Below are 25,540 nucleotides of genomic sequence, written 5' to 3' on the forward strand. Positions count from 1 at the left end.
ACGTATGCAAAATTAAGTTTTGTCCATTAGTCATCCTGCTACTTTTGTTTCGATTTGTTGTACTATTTTTCAAAGTTACCGACAGGATTACCGATTGGTCGGACGGTTTTTGAATGATTGTATCAATCTCAAGGTTTGGCGAACAGGTTATCCATTTGCCAGGCTTCCAGCGATTTTAGCGTTGCGCCACTTCCGTGCGCCTGAATGGAAACGCCCTGGCTGTCGCTCCGACCCGGATACATGCGCACCGCCACGCACTGCCGACCGTTGACGAATACCTCCACAATACTCTTATCGACAAAAATCCTCAGATCGATCAATTCCCCATCTTTTATAAAAACCGAAGCGGTTTCCGGCACCCGCGACCGGACGCCTTCCAGCGTTGAAGCCGTCGAATTGTCGATGGAAATCGCGCTGTATTGCACGTTTTTAGCTTCGGACCGATCCCAGAAACCACCGTTTTTGTAGAACAGAATCCGGGTGTATTCCTCTTTCCCCGGCGACCGGAGCACGTTCAGTTCAATCGTGGGCGAATCTTTCGGATCGATAACCGCATGCATTTCCAGCGCATTCCCGGAAACCGCCCGCAACACGATTTCCTGATTGGCGGGCAGCGTCGTTTCAGCCACGGTTACTTTTTTCGACCGTAAAGACGCAATATCGCCCGTGGGAGACATTAGTAATTTTCCGTTTTCGTCCAGCGTCAGCAGCCGGGGCAGCGTCATAATCCGGCCCCAGGTTTTGTCGGTCTTGCCTTCGTTGATATTGAAAATGACGTTAATACCGCCTTTCCCGTCGGGATATGCCGAGGGCGCATGCACCCCGTTGGGCAGCATCGGACCGTGGTTGAAATTACCCCCGTCGGTGACGATGAATTTGTCATGGACCTGGTCGTAATCGCCCAGCAGGTATTTGCCGCCACTCATGTGGCTGAAATGCAGCAGAATATACTTGCCCTGGTCGCCAATCGGCCAGAAATACGGACAGGCGCCGTCATCCCCGACCATCCCATACCCATCGTTTTCAATAAACGGATGCAGATAGTGCCAGTTAGCCAGATCCGGTGAGCGGAACAGGAACAACGCACGGACCAGTTTGCCCCCCGGCCCAACCGGACGCCGACCGGCCAGCACACTGTAATACTGATCCCCTTTTTTCCAGATCGCCGGATCGAAAACGTTGTACGGCAGTTGCTCGCCCGGTTTCGGAATCGGGATCACCGGTTTGTTTCCCAGTTTGGTCCAGTTCAGCAACAGTGGATCGGTGGAAGTAGCTACCATCGTGCCGGAACCCACGCCGTGGTACATGGCGATCACCCGGTTTTTTTCCACGAAGGTCGTTCCCGAATACACCCGGTCCTCGGGATTGGGGTAAATGGCGTACGGCAAATCCCGCCAGTGGATCAGATCGGTGCTGACCGCGTGTCCCCAGTGTACGCGTGGGTCTTCCGGCGGAAAACCCTGGTAGAACAGGTGCCACCGGCCCTGCCAGAAACACAATCCGTTCGGATCATTCATGATTCCTTCCGGACTCACGTAATGGTACGTGGGCCGGTGGTGGTCTTTGGCGAGTTCTTTGCGAGAATCATCGAACCGCTTTAGCATCGGATTGGCTTTCAATTGCTTTTCCTGCTCCTCCAGCGTCGTTCCAAAGGTGTAAAACGGCACTTTCGACGCCCGGTTTTCCTGCGCCATCGTGAGCGAAGAAAATAGCGTTTCTGCGATTAGAAAGGCACGAAGTATTGTTCCCGCTAATTCACCTCTCATTTTGTTTCCTTCAGAGTAAACGTGGTGCTGTGGGCCATCGACACGATCATTTGCTGGTCTTTGACGGCGTTGCTGCTGCCGACGGGTACGGTTTTGTCCTGAATCCAGGCGACAATCCGCGTTTGAACCCGGCCCTTGATCACCGTCCCGGTTTCCCGGTCCACCCACTGCTCGCGTTTGTACAGTATCTTCCCACCGTGCTCGTTGAAAAACCGGTAGCGGGAACCGCCCACCTGTCGGGCTTCTTCGTCGGGCAACAAATCTTCCACCTGAACGCCCAGGTTACTGAGCCAGACTTCGCCGGTGGCCCGAATCAATCGACACGCCCGGCCTGCCAGCTCGGTGTCGCTGATGTAGGTCATGCTCATGGTGGTCGGTTTAACCGGTGGCAAATCCGTGCCGTTCAGCATTGGAATCCGCACGTTCTCAAGGCTTTCCCAGTGATCGCCCGGACGGATGCCATCCACCGGCAATAGCGGCACCAACACCGGAATGTCCGGCGCCAGCCACTGAGCCGCCTGACCTTTTGCCGCAATCTGACTCACTTTTCCCTGCCGGCTGGCCACAAAATTAATCTGCTGTTTTGCCTGAGGACTTTCGTCGAACCACCGAAAACCGTTCACCTCGGCGGTCAGCGGAGCGGCTTCTTCGGCCCCGTGTTTGCCAATTTTCAGCGTCAGGCTGGCGGTTGCTTCCAGGTACGGCATGTTGGTGGCCGGTCGGGGTGAAAATAGCTTGAAATGGGGGTGCTCAACTTTCGTCAGCGTGTTTGTCACCGGAATGCCTTGTAATTCGGCCACGGTTACTTCGTAGGTGAAGTTTTTTTCGGCCGGTAACTGGGGCGCTTTAACGCCCTGGTCGGGTTTTAAATACCGGAACAACTGCTTCAGAATCCGTTCGTTCTCGGCCCAGGGGCGCGACATGTTGCCGGTCCACGAACCGTTGTCGCCCACCAGAATGAATTTTCCTTTTCCCGGTCGCGTCATCACGATGCCGGGGCCTTTGACGTTGCGGTCGGGGTAGCCCGCGTCGGAAGCAACCTGCATCAGAACCGTCGGATTTTTGGCTTCCGGCAAAATCTTAAGCGTGCAGCCCGAACCGTAGTGAAAAATGGGTACGTCGTAGAAATACGGGTGGTTTTCGCCGATCACCACGTCGGAATAATGCGTGTCGTCGCTGTTCCAGTCGAGGCCGAAACTGCGCACCAGTTTGCGCAACTGGACGCCTTCAAAATCTTCAGCAGCCCGGTCGTCGCCCCCGCTGTTGATCATCACCATCAAACTGCCGCCTTTCTCGACATACCGCCGAAGCATCGCAATCTCGGCATCGGTGATGAGGTTGGCCGTGGGGTCCAGTTTCGGATTGTCGGGATTGACAATGATAACGGCGTCTTTCGTCGCCAGCAGGGTTTCGGAATACGGTTCCTGCGCCATCGAAATGGCATATTCTTTTTCCAAAGCCACAAAAACCGGGTCAAACGTGTTGGTATGCACGAAATCGTCCCAGCCGTAGCGACCGTTAATCGTGGTCCAGGAACCCGTCACCATGTAGTTGCCGACTTTGGTGCTGGGTCCTTTGCGGTGGTAATAATCAAACAGCAAGCGGGGCGATGGTGCCGCTGGTGGACTGTATAAAAACGGTACGGCTTCTTTCTTTGGCTTTTTTGTGCGGGATGTTTGGCTCGAATCGGCGGTTAGCGGTTTTTGAGCCGCAACCGCAACTTTCCCATCCGTGGCGCCAACAGCTACCGTGCAAACTAAACCCAGGACCAGAAAAGGCCAAATGCGATAATTCATGCTGAATGAATTTAAGTATTGCAAAACCGTTTGAATTAACTTATAAAATTCCGGTCGCTACGCGACTAAATGTTTGTAGCAAGATTCTCACTGAACGTAAACACTGGTCGCGTAGCGATCGAACTGTTCCGGCAGGTTCGATCGCTACGCGATCACAGCGACGACAAAGGCATTCCGGCTACAAACATTCGGTCGCTACGCGACCAGCCACATCACCTCCCATAAGAAAGTTGTCGCTTTTCAAAGTGGAGAAACCGTAACCTCCCGCACTTTGATGGCCTTGCGGGTTTGTCCCTGCGCGTTTTTATGCATAAAGTCGGAATAAATCACCAGGAATTTGTCCGGCCCGGTGGCCAGCAAACCCGTGTAGCCGCAGGAAACCGGTTCAGTTCTGCCCCGGTCATTTTCGATGTATGGTTCCGAATCGGATTGACCAAAGGACATCATCTCGAAACCGTTGGTCCATTTTTCGCCTTTGCCATCGTTCGAAAACCGGAGCTGAACGCCCGGGCGACCGGCCGAAACCACCGTGACACCATTGGCCAACTGCAGCAAGCGGGGCAGTACACCGTTCGGCGTAATGACGTTCGGTTTGGTCCAGGTTTTACCCTGATCGGTGGAGCGGCTGGCGTACATCGGGCCGCTGTAAATATCGTGCGAACGGATGACGCTGAGGTAGGTGCCGTCGGCCAGAATTTCAAAGGCTGGTTCGGTAAACCAGTACTTGTTCACGCCATTGGTGTCGATTTTGGTGTCGGGCTGGTACGGAATGCGGCTCAGAATTTTCCAGGATTTTCCCGAATCGGTGGATCGGTAAAAGAAAACCCCGCCCTTGATGTCCACACTTCCGTCTTCCCGAATGTGGAATCCCGGATAGATACAGGCCACGACCGCGCCGTCGGCGGCTACTTTCATGTCGCCCCACCACACCACCGGCACCATACCGCGCAGGCTGTAGCGCAGGGCCTGCGGATCATCAAGGGTGGCATGTTCTTCCTGCCAGGCGGTTTCGCCTTTCTTCCGGCGGGCCAGAAAAACCCCCTGCCGACTCGCCGGCATTTCCGACAACTTAAAAAACTTGTGTTCGTATTTTCTGCGGGTCATCGAACCGAGCGATTGGGGCATCGCCAGCTCGGATTCTTTGAGGGGCTTCGGGGTCAGGATTTTAAGGCGATCGCCATTGGGCAGCAGCAACCCTTCATCGGCGCCGGTTTCTTCCCAGCTTTTCGGGTTTTGTTTCCAGGTTTTCCCGCCATCGGTGGAAATAGATGAGGGAGACAGGGTATTTCCGTAGGATTCCATGGCGTCTTTGGCCATGTGCCATTTGGCCAGAATCGCCCCGTTGGCAGTGCCGGCGATGGTTGGAAACTGGAAAAAGCCCCATTCTTCTACTTTATCGGCGACACTCACCACCGCCGGTTCACCCAGCGTTACCCGGTATGTTTCCTTGCCATTCTGTTTATACAGAACATCGGTTTTGCCATACGCCGGAATCCCGTGCCTGATGACGGAAAGGGGCTCATTTCGTTCGGTCCATTCCAGGGCGGGAACCGCTGCTTTTTGGGCGGTTTTGCAGCCGCCCAAAATAAGCCCGAAAAGGAGAAGGAGGTAGGGTTTCGTCATTGAAAGTGAGGGTGTTGAGTGAATAAAAGGGGGAGTTAGCGGGGAGAAACCGTGATCTCCCGAACCTTGATGGCTTTACGGATTTCGCCTTTTTCGTTTTTGTATTTGAAATCCGAGTAAATCAGTAAAAATTTGTCCGGCCCCGTTGGCAACAGTTCCGGATATCCGCACGAAACCGCGTCTTTTGGGTCACCGAAGGGCAGCATTTCAAAAGCGTCGGTCCATTGCAAACCGTTCGAGGTGGTTGAAAAACGGAGCTGCATACCAGGCCGACCCGAAGCCAAAGCCGTGACGCCATTGCTTAACTGCAGCAATTTGGGCAACACCCCCGAACTCGTGAACGCCTTCGGGTGACTCCAGGTTGCGCCTTTATCGGTCGACCGGCTGACATACATCGGGCTGTTGCCCAGTCCGTCGGTGGTTCGGAGGACGCACAGGTAAGAACCGTCTTTCAGAATTTCGAAGGCGGGTTCTGTAAAACCCAGCGCGAGTCGTTTGTTGCCGTTGGGGTCATGGGTTAAATCCGGCGCGTAAGGAATTCGGCCGACGATTTTCCAGGTTTTACCCTGATCGGTCGATCGGTAAAAATGCACCCCGGATGCCGCCACTTTTCCGTTTTGAATCGAAAAACCGGGGTAGGTGCCCGTCATGATTGCCTTCGTCGCTTCCACCCGCATGTCGCCCCACCACACCAGCGGAAAAAGCTTGTCGTCGGTGTAGCGAACCGCCGTTGGATCAATGAGTTGGTTGTGTTCCAGCGTCCACTCTTTTTGGCCTTTTTTCAGCCGGTTGATGTAAACGCCCTGTAGCTTTTCCGGTAATTCATCCACTTTATAATAGGAGAAACTCCGGCCGTACGTTTCCGGGGTCGTCCCCACTTTTTTGGGGAGTTTCAGGGTGCTGGTGTCGAGTGCGGCTGGTGTATAGTTCTTGATCCGATCGCCGTTGGGTAACACCAGACCGTCGCCCAGGGGACGTGAACCCGGGTGTGGGGTCCAGGTTTTTCCGCCATCGGTCGAAAGGGCGTAGCCATTGCTATCCTTGCCGTAACTTTCGGCATGATCGGAGTGCATGGCCCAGGAGGCTACCAGCGATCCGTCGACGCTTCGGTAAAGCGATGGGAACTGGAAATAGCCCCAGCCTACTGCCTTATCGGCTACTGTCACGACAACGGGTTGCCCGAGCGTTACCTTGTATTTGTCGTTGCCATTCTGTTTATACAGGACTTCCGTTTTGCCAAAGGCCGGAATGCCGGGCGTAATGTTCGAGAGGGAGGTATTTTTCCGTTCCTCCCAGCTTAGGGAAGAAACCGGCGGTTTTTCCTGACTTCGGCCGGTCAAAGCAAGGGCGCAGAGCAGAACAACGAGAGGAAATCTATGCATTGGGTTAAGCGGTTTCAAAAAGTGGGTGGTGGTCAAAGCGGAGAGACCGTTACCTCGCGGACTTTAATGGCCTTGCGAATTTCGCCCTGCTCGTTTTTATGGGCAAAATCCGAATAGATGACCAGAAACGTGTTGGCTCCGGTGGCCAGTAAGCCGGTATAGCCGCAGGTAATCCGCTCGGACGAAACGCTCTCGCCTTTTTCGTAGGGCAGCATGTCGAACGCATTGGTCCATGTTTCGCCTTTGCCGTCCGTCGAAAACCGGAGTTGAACGCCCGGACGACCCGCCGAAACCACCGTGACCCCGTTTTTCAGTTGCAGCAACCGGGGCAATACGCCATTCGGAGTGATGATTTTCGGTTTCGACCAGGTTTTTCCGGCATCGGTCGAATGGCTGGCATACATTGGGCCGTAATCGCGGTCGGTGGTGCGCATCACACACAGGTAGGTACCATCGTTTAAAATCTCAAAAGCCGGTTCCGTGAATCCCTGATGCCGATGACCGCTGGTATCGATGCGCAGGTCGGGCTGGTACGGAATCCGGCTGAGGATTTTCCAGGAATGGCCGTTGTCGGTTGAGCGGTAAAAAAAAGTGCCGCCTTTTTGGTCCGGCATGCCGTCGTTTTTGAGGTAATATCCGGGATAGACCCCCGCGATGACCGAGCCGTCGGCCGCCACTTTTAGATCGCCCCACCACACGACCGGAATCATGCCGCGAAGGCTGTAGCGCAATGCCTGTGGATCGTCGAGGGTAGCCTGTTCGGCTTGCCACGTCCGTTCGCCTTTCCTGCGCCGGGCCAGAAAAACGCCCTGCCGGTTGGGTGGCAGTTCGCTTATCTTATACATCGTGTAGGCGGTTTTGCCCCGGATAACGGTACCAGCGGGTTTCGGCAGGGTCAGCTCTTCGTCTTTGATTGCCGGTGGCGTCATGATTTTGATCCAGTCGCCGTTGGGAAGTTGCACGCCTTCGCCCGCCCCGGAATCTTCCCACCGATTCGGATTCTGTTTCCAGGTTTTTCCGCCATCGGTCGAAATCGCCGACGGCGTCGGGGCATGTCCATAGGCTTCCATCGCATCGTCGGCCATGTTCCATTTGGTGGCGATGGTGCCGTCCGTTGTGCGGGTGATGTCCGGAAACTGAACGTAGCCCCATTTTTCCGGTTTAGAAGCTACGGTGATGAGGGCGGGTTCCGCGAGTTGAACCTTTAAAACGGATTTTCCTTTCCGTTTATACTCAATGGTCGACTGGCCAAATACCGGGATTTCGGGCTGGATGGTAAGGGGCGCGCCGGTGTTTTCGTTCCAGGTTGTAGGGGAAGAATGCTGGGCCTGAACGGCCCAGCATTGGCACACTAAACCGGTAAGAAAAAGAATTTTCTTCTTCATCGTCTTGGTCTGTAAAAGGGTTTAGGAGGTGCCCTGAATTTAGTGCCGGTTGTTAATACCCCGGATTTTGCTTGATCTTGGGTTCCAGACTCAGTACGTTGCTCGAAATCGGGAACAGCAGCAAATGATCCTTGCCTTTCTGAGCCTGCAGCGACGGAACGATGTCGAATGCTTTGCCAAACCGGACCAGATCCCACCAGCGTTTGCCTTCCAGCATCAGTTCCAGCAGTCGCTCTTTCAAAATGGCCGCATCGTTGGCCTCTTTGGTTCCGTTGACGAATTTGTAGGCATCGAATTTTGCCCCATAAGCCCGTTGCCGCACCAGATTCATTTCCGTACTCGGGTCCTGGCCCAAGGCGTTTTTGGCTTCAGCCTTCATCAATAGCACATCGGCGTAACGGTACAGGATGATGTCGTCGACAAAAAACCGGACGCCCCCTTCAACGGTTCCCTGTCCTTTCGTCTGCACCGAGATGAAATAGTTTCGGGCTCCATTGGCACCCGTCGTGTAGACCTCGTGAAAGGTACCGGCCCGGCGTTGATCATCGGTCGAAAACTGGTTTCGGACGAGTGCGCTGGGTTCCCAGACGTTGTTGCCCCCCGACACCCCGACGATGGCTTTGGAAGCGGCTTCAGCATTGGCGGGTAGCGCCCCAACGGCCATGTAGATGTTATTGAAGTAATTGTCCCCGACTTCCAGATACCGGAAGCCCACCGACATCAGGATTTCCTTGCTGCCTTTGTTGGCATATTTGAACAGACTGGCATAGTCGGCCAGCAATGAAACGTCGGCTTTGGCCACTTCGTCGCAGGCCGCTAAGGCCGTCGTAAAATCAGCCTGTCCACCGTTGGCGCGTTTGCCCGTCCACAGATATACATCGGCTTTCAGAGCGTTGACCGACGGTTTCGACCACATGCTCCGGCCGTTCGTAAAGGCATTGTCGGGGAAGAGCTGCAGGGCTTTTTCAATATCTTCCTTGATTAATTTATAGATGTCTGCTGCGGGCGATCGTTCCAGAAACGTGGTTTCCGGGTCGAAACCTTCGGTGGGGGTGGTTCGCAGCGGCAGGTCGCCCCAGGTTCTGACCATGACGAAGTAAAGATAAGCCCGCATGGCATACGCCTGCGCCAGGGTGCTGTTTTTCGTGCTTTCCGAATTAAAGGTAATCGTCGGTACGTATTTCAGAATCAGGTTGGCGGCATTGACCGCCGAATACAGGCCGATCCAGTCGGGACCGGCACCTGCCTGGTTGAGGGTGTTCAGATAAAAGCGGTCATAATCCAGGGTGCCGGCCAGCGACTTCTGCATCACCTCGCTGCGGCCTTCGCCATAGATGTACAGATTGAGCAGGGCTTCATTCCGCAGTTTTACGTACATCCCGTTCAAACCGCCTTTGGCGTCATCTTCCGTTTTCCAGAACGACGCATTGGTGATTACGCTCGTCGGGTCGAGTTCTAATTGATCCGTGCAGGATGAGGTACTGATCAGCAGCCCCAGTACTAATCCCGAAACTAGTTTATAGCGTGATTTCATGGTTCAGCGAGTGATTAGAAGGTAAGAGAAGCTCCAAACGCGATGTTTTTCGGAATCGGATACCGTCCGTTGTCCCGGTCGCCATCTTCCGGATTCAGTCCTTTGTAGGCCGTAAAGTAATGCAGGTTGTTGCCGGTCAGGTTGAAGCGGAGGTTGCTGAGTTTAAATTTCTGCAAAACCGCCGTTGGAACACTGTAGCTGAGTGTAATTTCCCGGAGACACAGGTAGTCGCCTTTTTCATAATAGGTCGAGTTGGTCGTCAACTCGTGCCAGGCCGATCCGCGCCAGTTGCTGTAGTTCCCGATACCCGGCTGATACTGTACCATGCTGGCGACATCACCCTGTTTTTTCCAGGACTTTTCGACCATTTCTTTCGTCATGCTCACCCCGGCCCACTGACCATCCATGAACGCCCGGGCGTAATTGTAAATGGTGTGTCCTGTTGCGTAATCCAGTCGAACAACAAAGTTAAAGTTCTTGTACGACAGGGTGTTGGAAATACCGCCCGTCCAGACCGGGAACGGATTACCCATGTAGACGCGGTCCCGTTCATCGATGATGTTATTGCCATCCACATCCTGAAAGATGGCGTCCCCCCCGTATTTGGTTTTATCAGCGTAGGTGATGAGCTGATCCACCGGGGCCGATTTGGCGGCTTCGTCCGTGGCATACACCCCAATCTGGTTCCAGGCATAGTGGTCGCCAATCCGTCCTCCTTCGCGCAAGCCACCACCCCAGACGTACGATGCGCTGGCGGGGTCATACACATTGTACCCACCGATCCGGTTATTGGGCGTGCCGTTGTAGGGCAGGGTCAGAATTTTGTGCCTGGTTTTGGCGGCATTCAGGCCAATCTGCCATTGCAGCGGGGAAGAAGGTGATAAAATCTGTGCGCTGAGTTCGAGTTCAATCCCTTTGTTTTCCAGGCTACCCAGGTTCGTAAAGATGCTGGAAAAACCGGTCGATGGCGGCAGCGTCAGGCTGGTCAGCAGGTTGTCGGTCACACGCCGGTACACATCGACAATCACATTCACCCGGCTTTTGAACAAACCGAGGTCGGCCCCCACGTTAAACGTTTTGGACTGCTCCCATTTCAGTGCCGGGTTCGGAATCACGGTATTCTGCACGGCCGAAACGCCCAGATACCGCGCACCGACACCGTATTCGCCCTGCGACTGGAAGTCGGAAAGTCCGCTGATATTCCCGTTGACCCCATAGCTTCCGCGTAGTTTTAACTGAATTAAATCGGCAGGAAGCGCATTCCAGAACTCTTCATGATGCAGGTTCCAGCCGACCGAAACGCCCGGGAAGAAGCCCCATTTGTGGTTGGCTCCCAGGTTGGAAGCTCCGTCGTAGCGGGCATTCAGTGAGAACAGGTACTTCTGTTTGTAGTCGTAGTTAACCCGGCCAAAATAACCCAGAATCACCTGGTCACTGACCGAACCACCCACCGAAACCGGGGTAGTAGCCGCATTCAGCGTTGGAATCAAGTCCGTAGCCGCCCCCTGGCCGCTGGCCGACATGGCGTAGCTATTCCGTCCAAAGTAGGAAAAACCGCCTTTTATCGACAGATTATGGGAAGACGCAAACGTTTTATCGTACGACAATACCGCATCTGCCTGATATTGAGTTAGTTTTGTGTAGCTCGCCGAGGCTGCCCGGGTCGTTACCGCCGTGGTTCCGTTGTAATACGATGGCAGGAACGAATAGCCATCCGTGGCTAATTTATACATCGAAATCTGTGGCTCGAACGAAAGACCCGGCAAAATGTCCCAGCGCCCACCGACCGACAGCGTCATGTTTTCGATGGAGTTGCCCCGTTTGTCTTTGTTCAGAAAGTACGCGGCATTTCCGTTGCCCCGGTTGGCACCCGGTGCCAGCGTGCCGTCCTCATAATACAGCTTCGAGGTCGGCACGTTGGCGGCTGAGCGGTAGAAGATTTGCGAAATGTTATAGACCTCGTTATTGCTTGAACGGGTAAACATCGTCCGCCCGAAAAACGTCAGGTTGTCCCGCACTTTGAGTTCACCGTTCAGGTTAAACGTCAAGCGGTCATACTTGGTCGTAATAACTGTTCCCTGGTTGTTCAGATACCCGACACCCGCATTGAAGGTCGCCTTTTCGGTCCCGCCGGTCAGGGCCACATAATGGTTGTGCGAAACGCCGTCCTGGTAAATCAGTTTCTGGAAGTCCGTATTCTGAAAGATGATGGTTTTGGAGGAATCCAGCGGGTCCGGCATACTTTCCCAGCCTTCGTTCAGCTTGTGCTTGTTGGCGTCCGACAGATACTGGGTCGTGTAAATCGTGTTGTTGGTCAGGTCGTTACCAGTTCCGGCTCCCGTCGCCAGTGTCAACTGGCGCGTAGCGGTCGGGTCTTTTTTCGCCGAGCGAACCGCTCCGAGCCGTTGCAGGTAAATGTAGTCGCGGGCATTCGCCATTTCATACATTTTACCCGGTTTGGAGAAAACCAGGTCGTAGGAATAGGTTACTTTGGTTTTGCCGCTTTTACCGGTTTTGGTGGTGATGATGACGACGCCATTTGACCCTCTGGCGCCGTAAATAGCCGTCGAAGCGGCATCTTTTAATACTTGCAGTGATTCAATATCGTCGGGGTTGATGTCATTCATGTTGGTCCGAATGATGCCGTCGATGATGTACAGCGGTGCCGCGCCATTCGGGTTGTTGATGGAGGTTCCTCCGCGCACAATGATCCGGGGAGCTGCGCCCGGCTGACCGCCGTTGGCGGGGGCCTGTACCCGAACGCCCGGGATGTTTCCCTGCAGGGCCGAAGCCGCGTTGGCATAGGGTGTGTTCTCCAGCACTTTGGTATCCAGTTTGGAAACGGATGTGGTCAGCACTTCGCGCGACTGCGTTCCGTAACCGACTACCACGACTTCGTTCAGTGTTTTGCTGTCCCCTTTCAGGGTAATGTCGAGCAGAGCCTGGTTGCCCACCATGACCTCCTGCGACTCATACCCCAGAAAACTGAAGACCAGGACGGACTGGTCGCTGGGAACGTTGATGGTGTACTGACCGTTGGCGTCCGTTGTGGCTCCGCTGGTTGTGCCTTTCACAACGATGCTGACACCGGGCAAACCTTCGTTCCGTTCATCGGTAATTTTACCTTTGACCGAGCGCGCTTGTTGGGCGAAAACAGCGAGGCTACTGACGAGTAGCGTAACCAACAAAAAATAGCGCTTTCCGAAAGAAAGAGCAGGTAAAGTTTTCTTTTCCATAGTATCTTAGATAGAAAGTCATACCAAATTTGACGATAGCAAAATTAAGTTTCGGTTCTATCGCATCCTGCTACTTTTATCTGTATTTGTAATACTATTTTTCGGAAAAGCCGGAAAGGTACTTTTTTTCGGAAGAAAACAAGATTAGACGAGATTCAGCGTCTTTCGGTACTCGCTGGGCGTCATGTTCTTGATTTTTTTGAATTGCCGGTTGAAGTTCGCCAGGTTATTGAAACCGCTTTCGCCGGCGGCTTCAACAATGTTCAGGTCTTTCTCGGAAATCAGTTTACAGGCGTACCCGATCCGGACGGTATTCAGGTATTCGACGAAGGAGACGCGGTAGTGTTCCTTGAAAAAACAGCAGAAGGTCGTCAGGGCCATGTTGGCAACGCTCGCAATTTCGGGCAGCGAGATTTCTTCCTGAAAATTCTGCATGATATACTGGTTGATTTTTCGCAGGTGGTCGGAGGATTTGAGGTGGGTATTCTGGACATAACCGGGGCTGGCCAGTAACTCATAGTCAGTGGTTTGGGCGAGAAGATCGAAAATGGACAACAGGGCCGATAGCCGCTGTAAACCGTTCATCGTCAGCATCCGGGTCATCGTATCGGCGATCTTTTCCCGGGTATCGCCCTTGATGACCATCCCCCGGTTCGACCGCATCAGGAAACTCCGGAAGGCTTCCATTTCGGGGATTTCCATGAACGTTTTGCCCAGAAAGGAATCGACAAACTGGACGACGATGGCGTTGGCCTGGTAGCCCGCTTCTCCCTTGAAAAATTCGGGATCGTTCACCCAGACATGGGGCAGCGAAGGCCCCATAAACACCAGGTCGCCCGCGTCGAAATACCCGATGTGATCGCCTACCATCCGGCGACCCGTACTTTTCAGCACCAGCACCAGTTCGTACTCGGGATGGTAGTGCCATGGACAGGGGAAAAATTGGCCAATCTCCTGAAACACAATAAAAGATTTGTCGTATTCCTGTGGTAACCGAAATTCGATAGTTTTCATGGCGAATCGGACGTATAAAGTAAAACCGGTCAGTAAGTATAGTATAATTGTTGAATTGGTCAGAAACTTATGAAGAATAGTATCAGAAATATGGATAAAAGTAACAGAAATAGCAAACTCTCCCAACTACTTTTGCTGATACGTACAGGGTCGACCTGTCGGCCCTGATGAATACAACCTTTCTATCTGCTTTTTCACGCATGAGTAAAACAAAAGTGATTCACCCTGACCGTGACCCTGCCTTTGCGACCGGAGCCTATTCAGACGGGGTGATTGCCGGCGGCTTTCTATTTGTCAGCGGACAGGCGGCCGTTGATTTTAAAACGTCTCAATTTTTGCTGGGTACCATTGAAGACGAAACCCACCGTACCTTACAGAACATCAAAACGATTGTGGAATCGGCGGGCGCCACGCTGGAGGATGTGGTCAAATGCACCGTTCACCTGGCTGACATCGCCGAATTTGACCGCTATAATACGGTATATGCCCACTATTTTCCGGGGATAAAACCGGCCCGAACCACCGTGCAATCGGTGCTGGCTGAGGGGTTGAAAGTAGAAATTGATTGCATTGTTAAACTCCCGGCCTGAAAACCTGTTCGGCGAATGGATGAGACTATACAAACGAGTGAGATCAGCGTAGGCGTTGTGGGGCTTGGGTTGATGGGCAGCAGTATCGTGGCCGCCCTGTTGATGGCTGGTCACCCGGTTAAAGCCATCGCCCCCCTGCCCAATGAACTGGCCGACGCCCTCCAGCGCATTACCAGCCAACTGCAACACGGCGAAGAAGCCGAACTGCTCACGCAGCCGCTGGAAAAAACCGTCACCCTGCTGACCCTTTCGGCGGATTATGGCGAACTGCACGACTGCCGGCTGGTGCTGGAGTGTGTTACCGAAAAAATACCGATCAAACAATCCGTTTACGAGAAAATAGCCGCCGTGGTGAGCACCGATACCGTGCTGGCCAGCAATACATCGGCCATTCCGATCAGTATGTTGCAACAATACGTGCCGAATCCGGAGCGGTTTATGGGCGTTCACTGGGCCGAACCGGCCTACATGACCCGGTTTATGGAAATCACCTGCGGCACCCACACCTCGGTGGACCTCGCCGACTGGGTGTTTCGACTGGCCCACCACTGGAAAAAAGAGCCTACCCTGTTACGAAAGGACATTCGCGGTTTTGTAACCAACCGCCTGATGTATGCCATTTACCGCGAAGGACTGCACCTGGTGGAAACCGGGGCCGCCAGCCTGGACGATGTCGACAAGGCGTTTCGCTACGATGCCGGTTCCTGGATTACAATGATGGGCATTTTCCGGCGGATGGACTACACCGGTTTGCAGGATTACCCCGAAATCTTCCGGCGCATTTTCCCCCAACTGAGCAATTCCGAAGCGGTTCCGAAGCTGATGCAGCACCTCGTGGACCGGCAGCTGCGGGGCACCCAGAGCGCGCAGGGCCTGTATGACTACACCGAAGAAGAAGCGAAGGAGTGGGACAAAGCCTTTGCGGTTTTTAATAAAGACATTTATCAATTGGCGGCCCGGTATCCGTTCCGGACTGACCAACGAATCGGTTAAACCAACGTAATGACACACTACACCGAATCGGCCACCTTGCTCGAACGGGCAAAAAAAGTGCTGGCCGGGGGCGTTTCGTCCGAGTTTCGCAAGTACAATCATCCCCACGCCATTTTTTATACGCACGGAAAAGGAAGCCGGATCTACGACGTAGACGGCAACGAATACCTGGATTTTACGCTGAGCCAGGGGCCGCTGTTGCTCGGGCATTCGCACCCGGAGGTGTTGCAGGCCATCCACGACTATTCCGAACAGGGCCAGCTTTTTGCCGGCCAGCACCACAAAGAAATTGAACTGGCCGAAAAACTGGCCGACCTGATTCCGTCTGCCGACCTCATGCGGTTTTGCCTGGACGGTTCCGAAGCCGTGCAAACCGCCTTTCGGGTGGCCCGTGCCAAAACTGGCAAAACCAAATTTCTGCGTTTTGAAGGACATTACCACGGCTGGCTCGACAACGTCGCCTGGGGGTTGTCGACGCCTTCGGTAGAAGCCCTGGGCGACCGGGAAGCCCCGAACGTGTATCCCTGGAGCGCCGGTCTGGCTCCGAATTCCCGCGATGAGTTCATCATTCTGCCCTGGAACGATCTGGAACTGGTTCGGAAAACCGTCGCCGAGCACCACCACGAACTGGCCGCCATCATCACCGAGCCAATTATGTGCAACAACGGCTGCATTCTGCCGCAGGACGGTTTTCTGCAAGGTCTCCGCGACCTCTGCGATCAGTACGGAATGGCGCTGATTTTCGATGAAGTCATCACCGGTTTTCGGGTTTCACTCAAAGGCGCCCAGGATTATTTCGGCATCACGCCCGATCTGTCCATTTTTGCCAAAGCCATCGCCAGCGGGTATCCCATCAGTGCCATCGTGGGCAAACGTGCCTGGATGCAGTTGGTCGAGGAAGCGAAGGTGATCCACGCGGGCACGATGAATGCCAGCAACCCGACCATCGCGGCCGCTTTAGCCACGATTCAGGTACTGGAAAGAGATCAGCCGTATGAACGCTTGTACCGGTTTGGTCAAAAACTGATGACGGGTCTGGAACAAGCCGCAGCCGAAACGGGCCAGAATCTGCGCGTGCAGGGGCTCGGACCGATGTTCCACGCCGGTTTTACCGACCAGCCATCCGCAACCGATTACCGGGGTACGCTGGGGTATAACCGGGTTAAACTTGCTAAATTCATTGCGGGTATGCACGATCGGGGCGTCCGGGTCATTGGCCGGGGCCTGTGGTACATCAGTGCGGCCCATACCGAAGACGATATTGATCACGCCATCAAAACGGCCCGGGAAGTGCTGGGAAGTGAGGAGCTGGGCTGGTGACGATACGAAAAGAAGACGGCTGCTGCGCTTATTTTCAGCGTTTTAACACCAACGAATTATGGGTAACACATCACCTGAAAAAGAGGAAATCGTCGTAACGGGATGGGGCAAGCGGACAACGGGGATCATTGCCTGTTTGCGCCAGGCTGGCCACCCGGTTACGGTATATACCACCCGCCCGGTTGACACGACCGACTGTGGCCCGGTTTCGCCTACCCTGGTGGAAATCGATGCCTCGGACCGGCAGGTGAAGGAAATCCGGCACCTGGATAGTCCGTTGCCGGTCAATCTGGTCATTGCCGGTACGGATGAGCATGAGGCTCAGAAAAAAGCCCTGATCCGGCAACTGGAAGCGGTTCTTTCGCCCCAGGCACTGATTGCTATCAATACGGAAAGCATTCCGCTCAGCAGTCTCCAGCAGGACGCCCGCCATCCCGAACGGATCATCGGCGTAAACTGGACGGAACCCGCCGATACGACGTATTTTCTGGAAATCATCACCAACGAAAAAAGCGACACCAAGCGGGTCGATGACTTTTATACCACGGCGAAATTATTCTGGCAAAAAGACCCCTATGTGGTTCAGAATGATACCGGTATTCGAACCCGGATGCTGTGTGCCATGATTCGGGAAGCGTTTTATCTGGTGGAAAACGGCTACGTTTCCGTCGAGGATGTCGACCGCGCCTGCCGGAATGATCCGGGCTATTATTTGCCCTTTTCGGGCAATTTTCGGTATATGGACCTGATGGGAACGTTCATTTACGGCGTCGTCATGCAGGATCTGTTTCCCGAATTGTCGAAAGCCCGTCACGTCCCCCGGTTTTTTACCGAAATCGTGGAGAACGGCGGTTTGGGCATGAGTACCGAAAAAGGACTCTACGCATACGAAGCCGGGGAGGTGGAACAATGGGAAGAATCGTTTCGGGAATTTAGCCTCCAGATTCAGGAGTTGATCAGCAAATACCCGTTCAATTACGCCGAAACTCCGCAGCGAGTGGCCAAACAGACCGTGGTAGTATGACGAAGCGCCTGATTTTTGATGCCCACCTCGACCTGGCGATGAACGCCCTGGAATGGAACCGGGATCTGTCGCGCCCGCTGGTCGAAATCCGGCAGCGCGAAATGGGCATGAAAGACAAACCCGACCGGGGCAAAGGAACCGTTTGTTTACCCGAACTCCGCAAAGGCGGTATTGGTCTGGTGGTGGCCACGCAATTGTCGCGGGTGACGCCTTTGGGAAGTTCGCTGCCCGGCTGGCACTCGCCACAGCAAGCCTGGGCCATGACCCAGGCACAGCTGGTCTGGTACCGCGAGATGGAAGCCCTCGGCGAGATGGTCCAGATCACCAATCGGACGGAACTGGAAACCCATCTGGCGTTGTGGAACAATACCGAACAAGCGGACGAAGAGAAACCGATCGGGTATATTCTGAGCCTCGAAGGCGCGGATTCGCTGGTGGATATTTCGTATTTGCACCGGGCCTATGACTACGGGTTGCGGGCGATGGGATTGTCGCATTTCGGGCCGGGTCGATACGCACCGGGTACGAAAATGGAAGGACCGCTGACGCCGTCGGGGCTGGAATTACTGGCCGAAATGGACAAACTCAACCTGATTCTGGACGTCACCCACCTCACCGACGAAGGCTTCCGGCAGGTGATGGATCGCTATCAGGGGCCGGTTTGGGCCAGTCACCACAACGTTCGGAAGATTGTACCGAACCAGCGCCAGCTGACGGATGAGCAGATTAAACAACTCATTGAACGGGACGCCGTGATTGGCGGAATGCTGGACTGCTGGGCGATGGACATCCGGTTTATCGATACGGTGTCGGACCCCTGGCAACTGGACATCCGGCTCGAAAACCTTGTCGATCACTGGGATCACATCTGTCAGATTGCCGGCAACAGCCATCACGTGGCCATTGGAAGCGATCTGGACGGTATTTTCGGAACCGAGCAGTCGCCCTGGGACATGAACTCGATTGCCGATTTGCGGAAATACGAGGACATTCTGGCCCGTCGGGGCTACCAACCCACCGATATCGACAATATTTTTCACGGAAACTGGCTGCGGTTTTTACGCAAAGCCTGGAAATAAATACCCCCAACCCCCTGAAGGGGGCTTAAAAATGGCAGAGCTAAGCCCCCTTCAGGGGGTTGGGGGCAAACCGAACAAAACTATGAACTTTCAGGCCGGTGCGGCTCAGGTGGATATTACCCCGCCGTTGGGAACGTTGATCAACGGCGATTTTATCACCCATTACGCCCGCTATATCCACGACCCCTTGTACGCCAAGGCATTGGTTCTGCAACGGAACAACACGCTGGTGGCCCTGGTGATGGTCGACATCTGCGCCATGCCGAAAGATTTGCTGGACGAAGTCAAACAACTCATCCAGAACCAGACCGGCATTGTCCCACAGAATGTATTGATTGCCAGTACGCACACCCACGCGGCTGGCTCCGTCGCGAGTCTGTTGCTAGGAGCGGCCGATTTACCCTACCGGCAAAAATTACCCGGTTTCCTTGTGGAAGCCGTCGTGGAAGCGACGCAGCAACTCCGTCCGGCCAAAGTCGGATTCGGGGCGGTGGAAGTGCCGGAACACGTGGTTTGCCGCCGGTTTTTCATGAAGGAAGGCTATGCCGCCCGCAATCCCGTCACCGGCGGACTCGATGGCGTGAAAACCAACCCGTTTGGCGATGAGCAACAGATCGACCGGCGTGTGGTTCCCATCGATCCGCAAGTTGGTTTTCTGGCCGTGAAAGGACTGGACGACCAATGGATCAGCGTCCTGGCAAATTACTCGCTGCATTACGTCGGCGATTGGGAAAACGGCACGATCACCGCTGATTACTTTGGGGTGTTTTCCGATGAACTACGCCGTCAACTGGGTGCGGGTTCGGCGTTTGTCGGCATGATGAGCAACGGCACGAGCGGAGAAGCCAACATCTGGGATTTTCTGGACCCCGACCGCTATCCGAAAGAGCATTTTGCCAAAAGTAATCTGATTGGAGAGGACATTGCCGCCCGGGTTGGCAAAGCGTTGCAAATCGTTGACTGGCAGACGAATCCAGATCTTTTTGCCCGCTATGCCGAGGTTCCGACGGGCGTTCGCAAGCCGTCGGCCGACGAACTGGAAACCGCCCGGAGTGTGGTGGCCGTGTCGCAGTATGAAGCCATTCAACAGGTCGATGCCGATGCGTTGCACCGGATTTATGCCCGCGAACAGGTGTTGCTGAATGATTATCCGGACACGATTCTGTTTCCGGTACAGGCCATCCAAATCGGTACCGGGCAGATTGGGGCGTTGGGTGGAGAGTTTTTTGCCGAAACCGGTTTGCGGCTCAAACAAAACCGGTCGGGCAGCCCTTATTTCACCATCACCATGGCCAATGGTTACGTAGGCTACGTGCCACCCGCGCATGAAATTCAGCGGGGCGGTTACGAAACCTGGCGGTGCCGGACCAGTTTTCTGGAACTAAGCGCTGAGGAACGCATTCGAACTAAACTGGTGGACTTGCTGGATAAAAAGGATTTAGAGGCAGTAAACTACGAAGTATAACGATCAACTAACGGTTCAATTCGCATGGAAACAGGAAACGCGCAAGACCTGAAAGAAGCCTTTCGCCGGGACGGATACGTTTTTCTACCCGGTTTTTTATCCCCCGCCGAAGTGGGTGAACTCAATGAGCAGGTTAAAAATTTTATCAGCGGAGAAGTCCCCGCGATGCCCAAAGAACTCGTCTTCTACGAAGACAAGAACGATCCGGCGACCTTGAAGCAGCTCATCGATATGCAGAAATACAATGCCTATTTCGATGTGATGCTGAATAACAGCAGATTCAAGCAAATTGCCGAGTTTCTGCTGGACGATGTGGCTATTCCTAAAACCCTTGAATATTTCAATAAACCGCCCAAAATCGGCAAACCGACGCCCCCGCACCAGGACAACTATTATTTCATGCTGAAACCGACCGAAGCGGTGACGATGTGGCTGGCGCTGGAGGATGTCGATGCCGAAAACGGTTGCGTTCGCTACGTGACCGGTTCGCACCGAAACGGCATTCGACCGCACGGCCGGACCCAGACGCTCGGGTTCTCGCAGGGCATCACGGATTTCTGGACCGAAGACGATCAGGCCAAGGCCGTCGCTTTTCCCGCCAAACCGGGTGATTTGTTGATTCACCATTCGATGACGATTCACTGGGCGGAAGCCAACCGCACCGAAAACCGCACCCGCAAAGCCATCGGCCTTATTTACTGGGCCGAATCGGCGAAGGAAGATGCCGAAGCGAAAGCGGCTTACCAGAAGAAATTACACGCTGAAACCCTCTGAGATGATCGATCCGGACACGCTTATTGGTCACGGCACGCACCGGTATCAGGTTTTCCCGGACTGGGGCAAGCTGAATCCGGCGACGCATCCGGTGAAGGATTGCCACGAAATGGTGATCGACGCCAAAGGCCGGATTTTTATGCTGACCAATGAAACCCGCAACAACATCCTGCTCTACGACCGGTCGGGAAAACTGCTGGATTCGTGGGGAACGGACTATCCGGGCGGCCACGGGTTGACGTTAGTTAACGAAAACGGTGAAGAATTTCTGTTGATTACGGACATTGATCGCCACCAGGTCATTAAAACGACGCTAACGGGTCAGGTTGTGATGGTTCTGGATTATCCTAGAGAAATCAGTGCCTATACCTCCGCCGACCAGTTTCTGCCGACCCAAACCGCAGTTGGCCCCACCGGTGATCTGTATGTAACCGATGGCTACGGCCTGCAATACGTCATTCAGTACACCAGCCAGGGCGAATACATCCGGCACTGGGGCGGGCGGGGCGATGAAAACGGGCAGTTTGACTGCGTACACGGGATTGCGCTTGACACCCGAAAACCGGATCAGCCGAGCCTGCTGATTACCTCCCGGAACCATAATGTGCTCAAGCGTTTTACGCTGGATGGGCAGTATGTCAGCACGATTCCGCTGCCTGGTTCGTTTGTCTGCCGACCGGTTCTACACGATCACTATGTTTTTGCGGCTGTCTTTCGGTCGACCACCAACCGGGCTATTGGCTCGGGCTACATCACGATTCTGGATGAACATGATCGGGTGATCTCGACGCCGGGTGGCACCGAACCGATCTATGAAAACGGTATCTTACAAACGCAATCGCAACACCGCCCGGTTTTTGTCCATCCGCACGACGTTTGCATCGACGCGGACGAGAACGTGTACGTTTGCCAGTGGAATGCCAATAACGTGTATCCCATGCAGTTAAAGCGGGTATAACGAAACGGAAAAACAGATTTTACCATGAAAATGCGCGAAAGCCGGGTATTGAAGAAGTTACGAGCTGGCGAAGTGGTCAGTTGCTTTAAAGTGAATTTTGGCGATGGTCAGGCTTCCGAACTGGTGGCCTTAACCGGTTTTGACTGCATCTGGATCGACCGCGAACACCAGGGACAGGATTGGTCGGTGGTGAGTTCGCACATCTGGGCGACCAAATCGCAGGATGCCGACATCATGGTTCGGGTGCCGCGCGGCAGCTACAGCGATTACGTCAAACCGCTGGAACTGGACGCCACCGGTATTCTGGTGCCGCACTGCATGGGCCTGGAAGACGCGAAGAAAGTGGTTCAGATGACCCGTTTTCATCCCCTGGGTCTGCGGGCCATCGACGGCGGCAATGCCGACGGGGCTTACACCAACCTGGATTTCCACGAATACCTCCGGCAGGCCAACCAGCAGCGGTTTGTCGCGCTTCAGATCGAAGACCCCGAACCGCTCGACGAACTGGAGGAAATTGCCGCCCTCGATGGCGTGGACATGCTCTTTTTCGGCCCCGGCGATTTCAGTCAGGCCATCGGTGCGCCCGGCGAATGGAACCACCCCAGGCTCGTTGCGGCCCGCAAACGCGTTGCCGAAGTGTGCGTCAAACACGGCAAATTTGCCGCCACCACCGGGCCTATCGACCGGCTGGAAGAGTTCGTCGCGATGGGCTACAAGTTCGTCAGCGTGGGTGCCGATGTCGTGGGCGTCAGTAACTATTGTCACGGTCTGATCAATCGCTTCAACAAAGAAACAACACCGGCTCAATCAGCTCAGGGTGGCTATAAATAATGAGAAAAAGGGAACTGGGAAAAACCGGCATTGCGGTTTCAGAACTGGCTTTCGGTGGGGTTGAAATCGGACTGCCCTACGGCATTGGCGTCAAAAGCGAAGCTGATATGCTCTCGGAAGACGAATCGATCCGATTGCTGCACGAAGCCACGGAATCGGGTGTCAATTTTTTCGATACCGCCCGCCTGTATGGCGCGAGTGAAACCATCATGGGCAAGGCTTTTCGGGACCGGCGCGAACAGGTCGTAATCGGGACCAAATGCCGCCAGTTGCGCGATAGCAACGGCGAACTTCCGACCGGTTTTGCCCTGAAAAAGCTCATTAAAACCTCACTGATGGAGAGCTTAACGGCTTTGCAGACGGATTATGTCGACATTTTCATGCTCCATCAGGCCGATTTGGGCATTTTGGAGAATGCCGAAATTCCTCAAATTTTTGCCGATTTAAGAGCAGAGGGTGCCATTCGGAGTACGGGCGTCTCAACCTATTCGGTTGAAGAAACGCAGAAAGCCATCGAAACCGGGGTGTGGGATGTTATTCAACTGCCGTTCAACCTAATGGACCAGCGACAGGCGCAGGCGTTTGCACTTGCCGCAGAAAAGGGCGTCGGCATCGTTGTTCGGTCGGTTTTGATGAAAGGCTTACTGACCAGCAAAGGCCAGCACCTGCACCCGGCCCTGGCGGACGTCGAAATCCACCTCCGCCGGTTTGATGACCTGGTGGCTACCGGTTTTCCGGATTTGTCCACGCTGGCGGTTCGGTTCGTGGCTACCTTTCCGGAAGTGTCTTCCCTGTTGGTGGGCATCGACAAACCGGCTTATTTGCACCAGTCGCTGGCGGCCGTGAACGGTCCTCACTTGGATGCTGAAACCCTGGCCCGGGCGAAAGATCGGGCCTATCCCGACCCCGCTTTTCTCAACCTGCCCCACTGGGACCGGATGGGCTGGTTAAACTAACTGCGAACAACCTTATGCATATCAACGATTTATTCAATTTAACCGGCAAAGTGAGTCTGGTAACGGGTGGCGCGGGCAACTACGGAAAGTGCATCGTGGAAGGGCTGGCGGAAGCCGGTTCGACGGTGATCACGGCTTCCCGAAACCTGGCCGCCGGGCAGGAAGTCGCCAACCAGTTTCAGGCTCGTGGGCTGGAGGTGTTTGCTCTGCCGGTCGATCAGGGTGATCCGGATTCGGTGCAAAACCTGAAAACCCAAATCCGTTTGCAGTTCGGCAAGCTGGATGTGTTTGTCAACAATGCGGTTTCGCGGCCCATGAAGGGCTACGATGCGCCCCTCTCGGATTTTGCGGAATCGATGCGGGTCAATGCGACCGGTTCGATGGACATTCTGCGCGAAATGGCCGACCTGATTGTCGAAAACGGGGGTGGCAGCATCATCAACATCGGCTCGATGATGGGCATGTTCGGCCCGGATCTGTCGAATTACGAAGGCACCACGATGGGCAATCCGCCCCCCGATTATTTCTTTCACAACGCTGGTTTACTCAACCTGACAAAATACATGGCCCAGATTCTGGCTGGGAAAAACGTACGCGTCAACTGCGTCAGTCCGGGTGGTTTGTTCAACCACCAGCCGGAACGGTTTCTGGAGAATTACACCAAAAAAGTCCCCCTGCGACGCATGGCGAACCAGGACGACATCAAGGGGCTGATCGTGCTGCTGGCTTCCCAGGCGGGGGCCTACATCAATGGTGAAAACATTCTGATGGACGGCGGTTTGAATGCTTAATGCCGCCACTTCACGTACTTGCCGTTGCTCAGTACCTCGGCCCACCGATGGTAACCCGCCAGCGTCAGGTGAACACCGTCCCAGGAATATTCTTTTTTCAGCTTCCCGGTTTCATCCACAAAATGCGGGTGGAGGTCGATGACTTCGAAACCTTCCGTACGGGCCATTTCTTTCAGGGCCGCATTCAGCGTCTGGATGTGGCCTTCTTTGTTGTAGTGGCTCCTGAGTTTCTGAAATGAATCGTTGGTGGGCAGCAGCGTCTGAAAGTAAATCCGGGTGGATGGGGTGCCGGTTTTCAACCGTCGGGCCATCCGCCGGTAGTTTTGCAGAATGACGGCGTCGGGGATGTTTCGTGCCAGATCGTTGATGCCGATCAGGATAAAAACCTTCGCCGGTTTTCCCTGAATCACTTCGTCGAGCCGTTCCAGCACCCCGAAGGTGATGTCGCCCGGAATGCCCCGGTTTTTGTACCGCGTATCGCCCAGTAAATCGCTCCAGTCGGCCCAGAAGGTCAGGCTGTTGCCCAGAAAAACCACGTCTTTGCGCGAATGCGGCAGCGATCGGAACAGATCGACCCTAGCCTTGTAAATATCGGGCCGAACGGTGCTGTCCCAGTTGATTTCCTGCGCCAAAACCGACCAATTCCCAACCATCAGAAAGGCGATTAGCGTTATAATCTTTCTTCGGTTTTTTTGATGGTACATAGTTGGCCTAGGGTAGAAACGGTTTTTGAGTTGCATAGATTATTTTGACAGCTCAAACTTATTGAGTAATAGAGAAGTCGTTTGTAGCCCCTTCAGAGGCTAAACAGCACAGCGTAGTTACTACCAACGCTGTGCTGTTTAATCCTACAATCCTACGAGATTGGCTCAGCTATTCAATAAGAATCAATTAAATCCGTGATCAGACAAACCTGTGGTCTGTGTCTTCACCTAAAGTTACGGTATATACACATCTTTAGGTGGGTTTTGGGCCAGTAAAAATCCTTGCCAATATTCGTGGAATCGCTGTAAGCCCGTAAAG

General features: G+C 54.2%; 20 protein-coding genes. 11 read left to right on the forward strand and 9 right to left on the reverse strand.

Going from position 1 to position 25,540, the window contains the following annotated elements:
• Positions 1-128 precede the first annotated feature (128 nt).
• The 8 genes from F0P93_RS18035 to F0P93_RS18070 form a co-directional block, all read right to left on the reverse strand.
• A complete protein-coding gene (locus tag F0P93_RS18035) occupies positions 129-1,766 on the reverse strand; it encodes a glycoside hydrolase family 32 protein (protein ID WP_225309531.1) in 1,638 nt (545 codons plus the stop codon).
• Positions 1,763-3,562: a hypothetical protein gene (locus F0P93_RS18040; protein ID WP_150878373.1), complete on the reverse strand. Its 1,800-nt coding sequence runs from the start codon at positions 3,560-3,562 to the stop codon at positions 1,763-1,765. Before F0P93_RS18040 ends, F0P93_RS18035 begins: the two co-directional genes overlap by 4 nt.
• A 240-nt stretch (positions 3,563-3,802) precedes the next feature.
• Entirely contained in the window at positions 3,803-5,185 is a 1,383-nt protein-coding gene (locus tag F0P93_RS18045) for a sialidase family protein (RefSeq protein WP_150878375.1), read from the reverse strand.
• Between the two features lie 35 nt (positions 5,186-5,220).
• The gene (locus F0P93_RS18050; protein WP_150878376.1) at positions 5,221-6,567 is read right to left on the reverse strand and encodes a sialidase family protein; all 1,347 of its coding nucleotides are present in this window, start codon (positions 6,565-6,567) and stop codon (positions 5,221-5,223) included.
• A gap of 32 nt (positions 6,568-6,599) precedes the next feature.
• Complete coding sequence (locus F0P93_RS18055) at positions 6,600-7,952, reverse strand: sialidase family protein (protein WP_150878378.1); 1,353 nt, start codon at positions 7,950-7,952, stop codon at positions 6,600-6,602.
• A 52-nt stretch (positions 7,953-8,004) separates the two neighbouring features.
• The gene (locus F0P93_RS18060; RefSeq protein ID WP_150878380.1) at positions 8,005-9,486 is read right to left on the reverse strand and encodes a RagB/SusD family nutrient uptake outer membrane protein; all 1,482 of its coding nucleotides are present in this window, start codon (positions 9,484-9,486) and stop codon (positions 8,005-8,007) included.
• A gap of 14 nt (positions 9,487-9,500) precedes the next feature.
• Entirely contained in the window at positions 9,501-12,722 is a 3,222-nt protein-coding gene (locus F0P93_RS18065) for a SusC/RagA family TonB-linked outer membrane protein (RefSeq protein ID WP_150878382.1), read from the reverse strand.
• 144 nt (positions 12,723-12,866) lie between these two features.
• Entirely contained in the window at positions 12,867-13,736 is an 870-nt protein-coding gene (locus F0P93_RS18070) for an AraC family transcriptional regulator (RefSeq protein ID WP_150878384.1), read from the reverse strand.
• A gap of 200 nt (positions 13,737-13,936) precedes the next feature.
• On the opposite strand from F0P93_RS18070, the gene F0P93_RS18075 reads away from it, so the two are divergent.
• The 11 genes from F0P93_RS18075 (at position 13,937) to F0P93_RS18125 (ending at position 24,517) form a co-directional block, all read left to right on the forward strand.
• Positions 13,937-14,326, forward strand: coding sequence for a RidA family protein (locus tag F0P93_RS18075; RefSeq protein ID WP_150878386.1), 390 nt, complete (start codon positions 13,937-13,939; stop codon positions 14,324-14,326).
• 15 nt (positions 14,327-14,341) lie between these two features.
• Positions 14,342-15,319 (forward strand): 3-hydroxyacyl-CoA dehydrogenase family protein, encoded by a 978-nt coding sequence (locus tag F0P93_RS18080; RefSeq protein ID WP_150878388.1) that lies wholly within the window; start codon positions 14,342-14,344, stop codon positions 15,317-15,319.
• A gap of 9 nt (positions 15,320-15,328) precedes the next feature.
• Complete coding sequence (locus F0P93_RS18085) at positions 15,329-16,639, forward strand: aspartate aminotransferase family protein (protein ID WP_150878390.1); 1,311 nt, start codon at positions 15,329-15,331, stop codon at positions 16,637-16,639.
• A gap of 58 nt (positions 16,640-16,697) precedes the next feature.
• Positions 16,698-17,663, forward strand: a complete 966-nt coding sequence (locus tag F0P93_RS18090) for a 3-hydroxyacyl-CoA dehydrogenase family protein (protein ID WP_150878392.1) — start codon at positions 16,698-16,700, stop codon at positions 17,661-17,663.
• Positions 17,660-18,742 carry a dipeptidase gene (locus tag F0P93_RS18095; RefSeq protein ID WP_150878394.1) on the forward strand — a complete coding sequence of 361 codons (1,083 nt, stop codon included), beginning with the start codon at positions 17,660-17,662 and terminating at the stop codon, positions 18,740-18,742. The genes F0P93_RS18090 and F0P93_RS18095 overlap by 4 nt, the downstream gene beginning before the upstream one ends.
• An 82-nt stretch (positions 18,743-18,824) precedes the next feature.
• Complete coding sequence (locus tag F0P93_RS18100; protein WP_225309532.1) at positions 18,825-20,207, forward strand: neutral/alkaline non-lysosomal ceramidase N-terminal domain-containing protein; 1,383 nt, start codon at positions 18,825-18,827, stop codon at positions 20,205-20,207.
• Between the two features lie 24 nt (positions 20,208-20,231).
• Positions 20,232-20,981, forward strand: coding sequence for a phytanoyl-CoA dioxygenase family protein (locus F0P93_RS18105; RefSeq protein ID WP_150878398.1), 750 nt, complete (start codon positions 20,232-20,234; stop codon positions 20,979-20,981).
• Position 20,982: 1 nt separating this feature from the next.
• Positions 20,983-21,939, forward strand: a complete 957-nt coding sequence (locus F0P93_RS18110; RefSeq protein ID WP_150878400.1) for an NHL repeat-containing protein — start codon at positions 20,983-20,985, stop codon at positions 21,937-21,939.
• 24 nt (positions 21,940-21,963) lie between these two features.
• Positions 21,964-22,770, forward strand: coding sequence for an HpcH/HpaI aldolase family protein (locus F0P93_RS18115; RefSeq protein WP_150878402.1), 807 nt, complete (start codon positions 21,964-21,966; stop codon positions 22,768-22,770).
• Positions 22,770-23,726, forward strand: a complete 957-nt coding sequence (locus tag F0P93_RS18120) for an aldo/keto reductase (protein WP_150878404.1) — start codon at positions 22,770-22,772, stop codon at positions 23,724-23,726. The genes F0P93_RS18115 and F0P93_RS18120 overlap by 1 nt, the downstream gene beginning before the upstream one ends.
• Positions 23,727-23,740: 14 nt before the next feature.
• Positions 23,741-24,517 (forward strand): SDR family oxidoreductase, encoded by a 777-nt coding sequence (locus F0P93_RS18125; RefSeq protein ID WP_150878406.1) that lies wholly within the window; start codon positions 23,741-23,743, stop codon positions 24,515-24,517.
• Here F0P93_RS18125 and F0P93_RS18130 read toward each other — a convergent pair.
• Complete coding sequence (locus F0P93_RS18130; RefSeq protein WP_225309533.1) at positions 24,514-25,170, reverse strand: GDSL-type esterase/lipase family protein; 657 nt, start codon at positions 25,168-25,170, stop codon at positions 24,514-24,516. The genes F0P93_RS18125 and F0P93_RS18130 overlap by 4 nt on opposite strands.
• Positions 25,171-25,540 lie beyond the last annotated feature (370 nt).

This window comes from Larkinella humicola (genome assembly GCF_008727875.1).
Taxonomy (GTDB): domain Bacteria; phylum Bacteroidota; class Bacteroidia; order Cytophagales; family Spirosomataceae; genus Larkinella; species Larkinella humicola.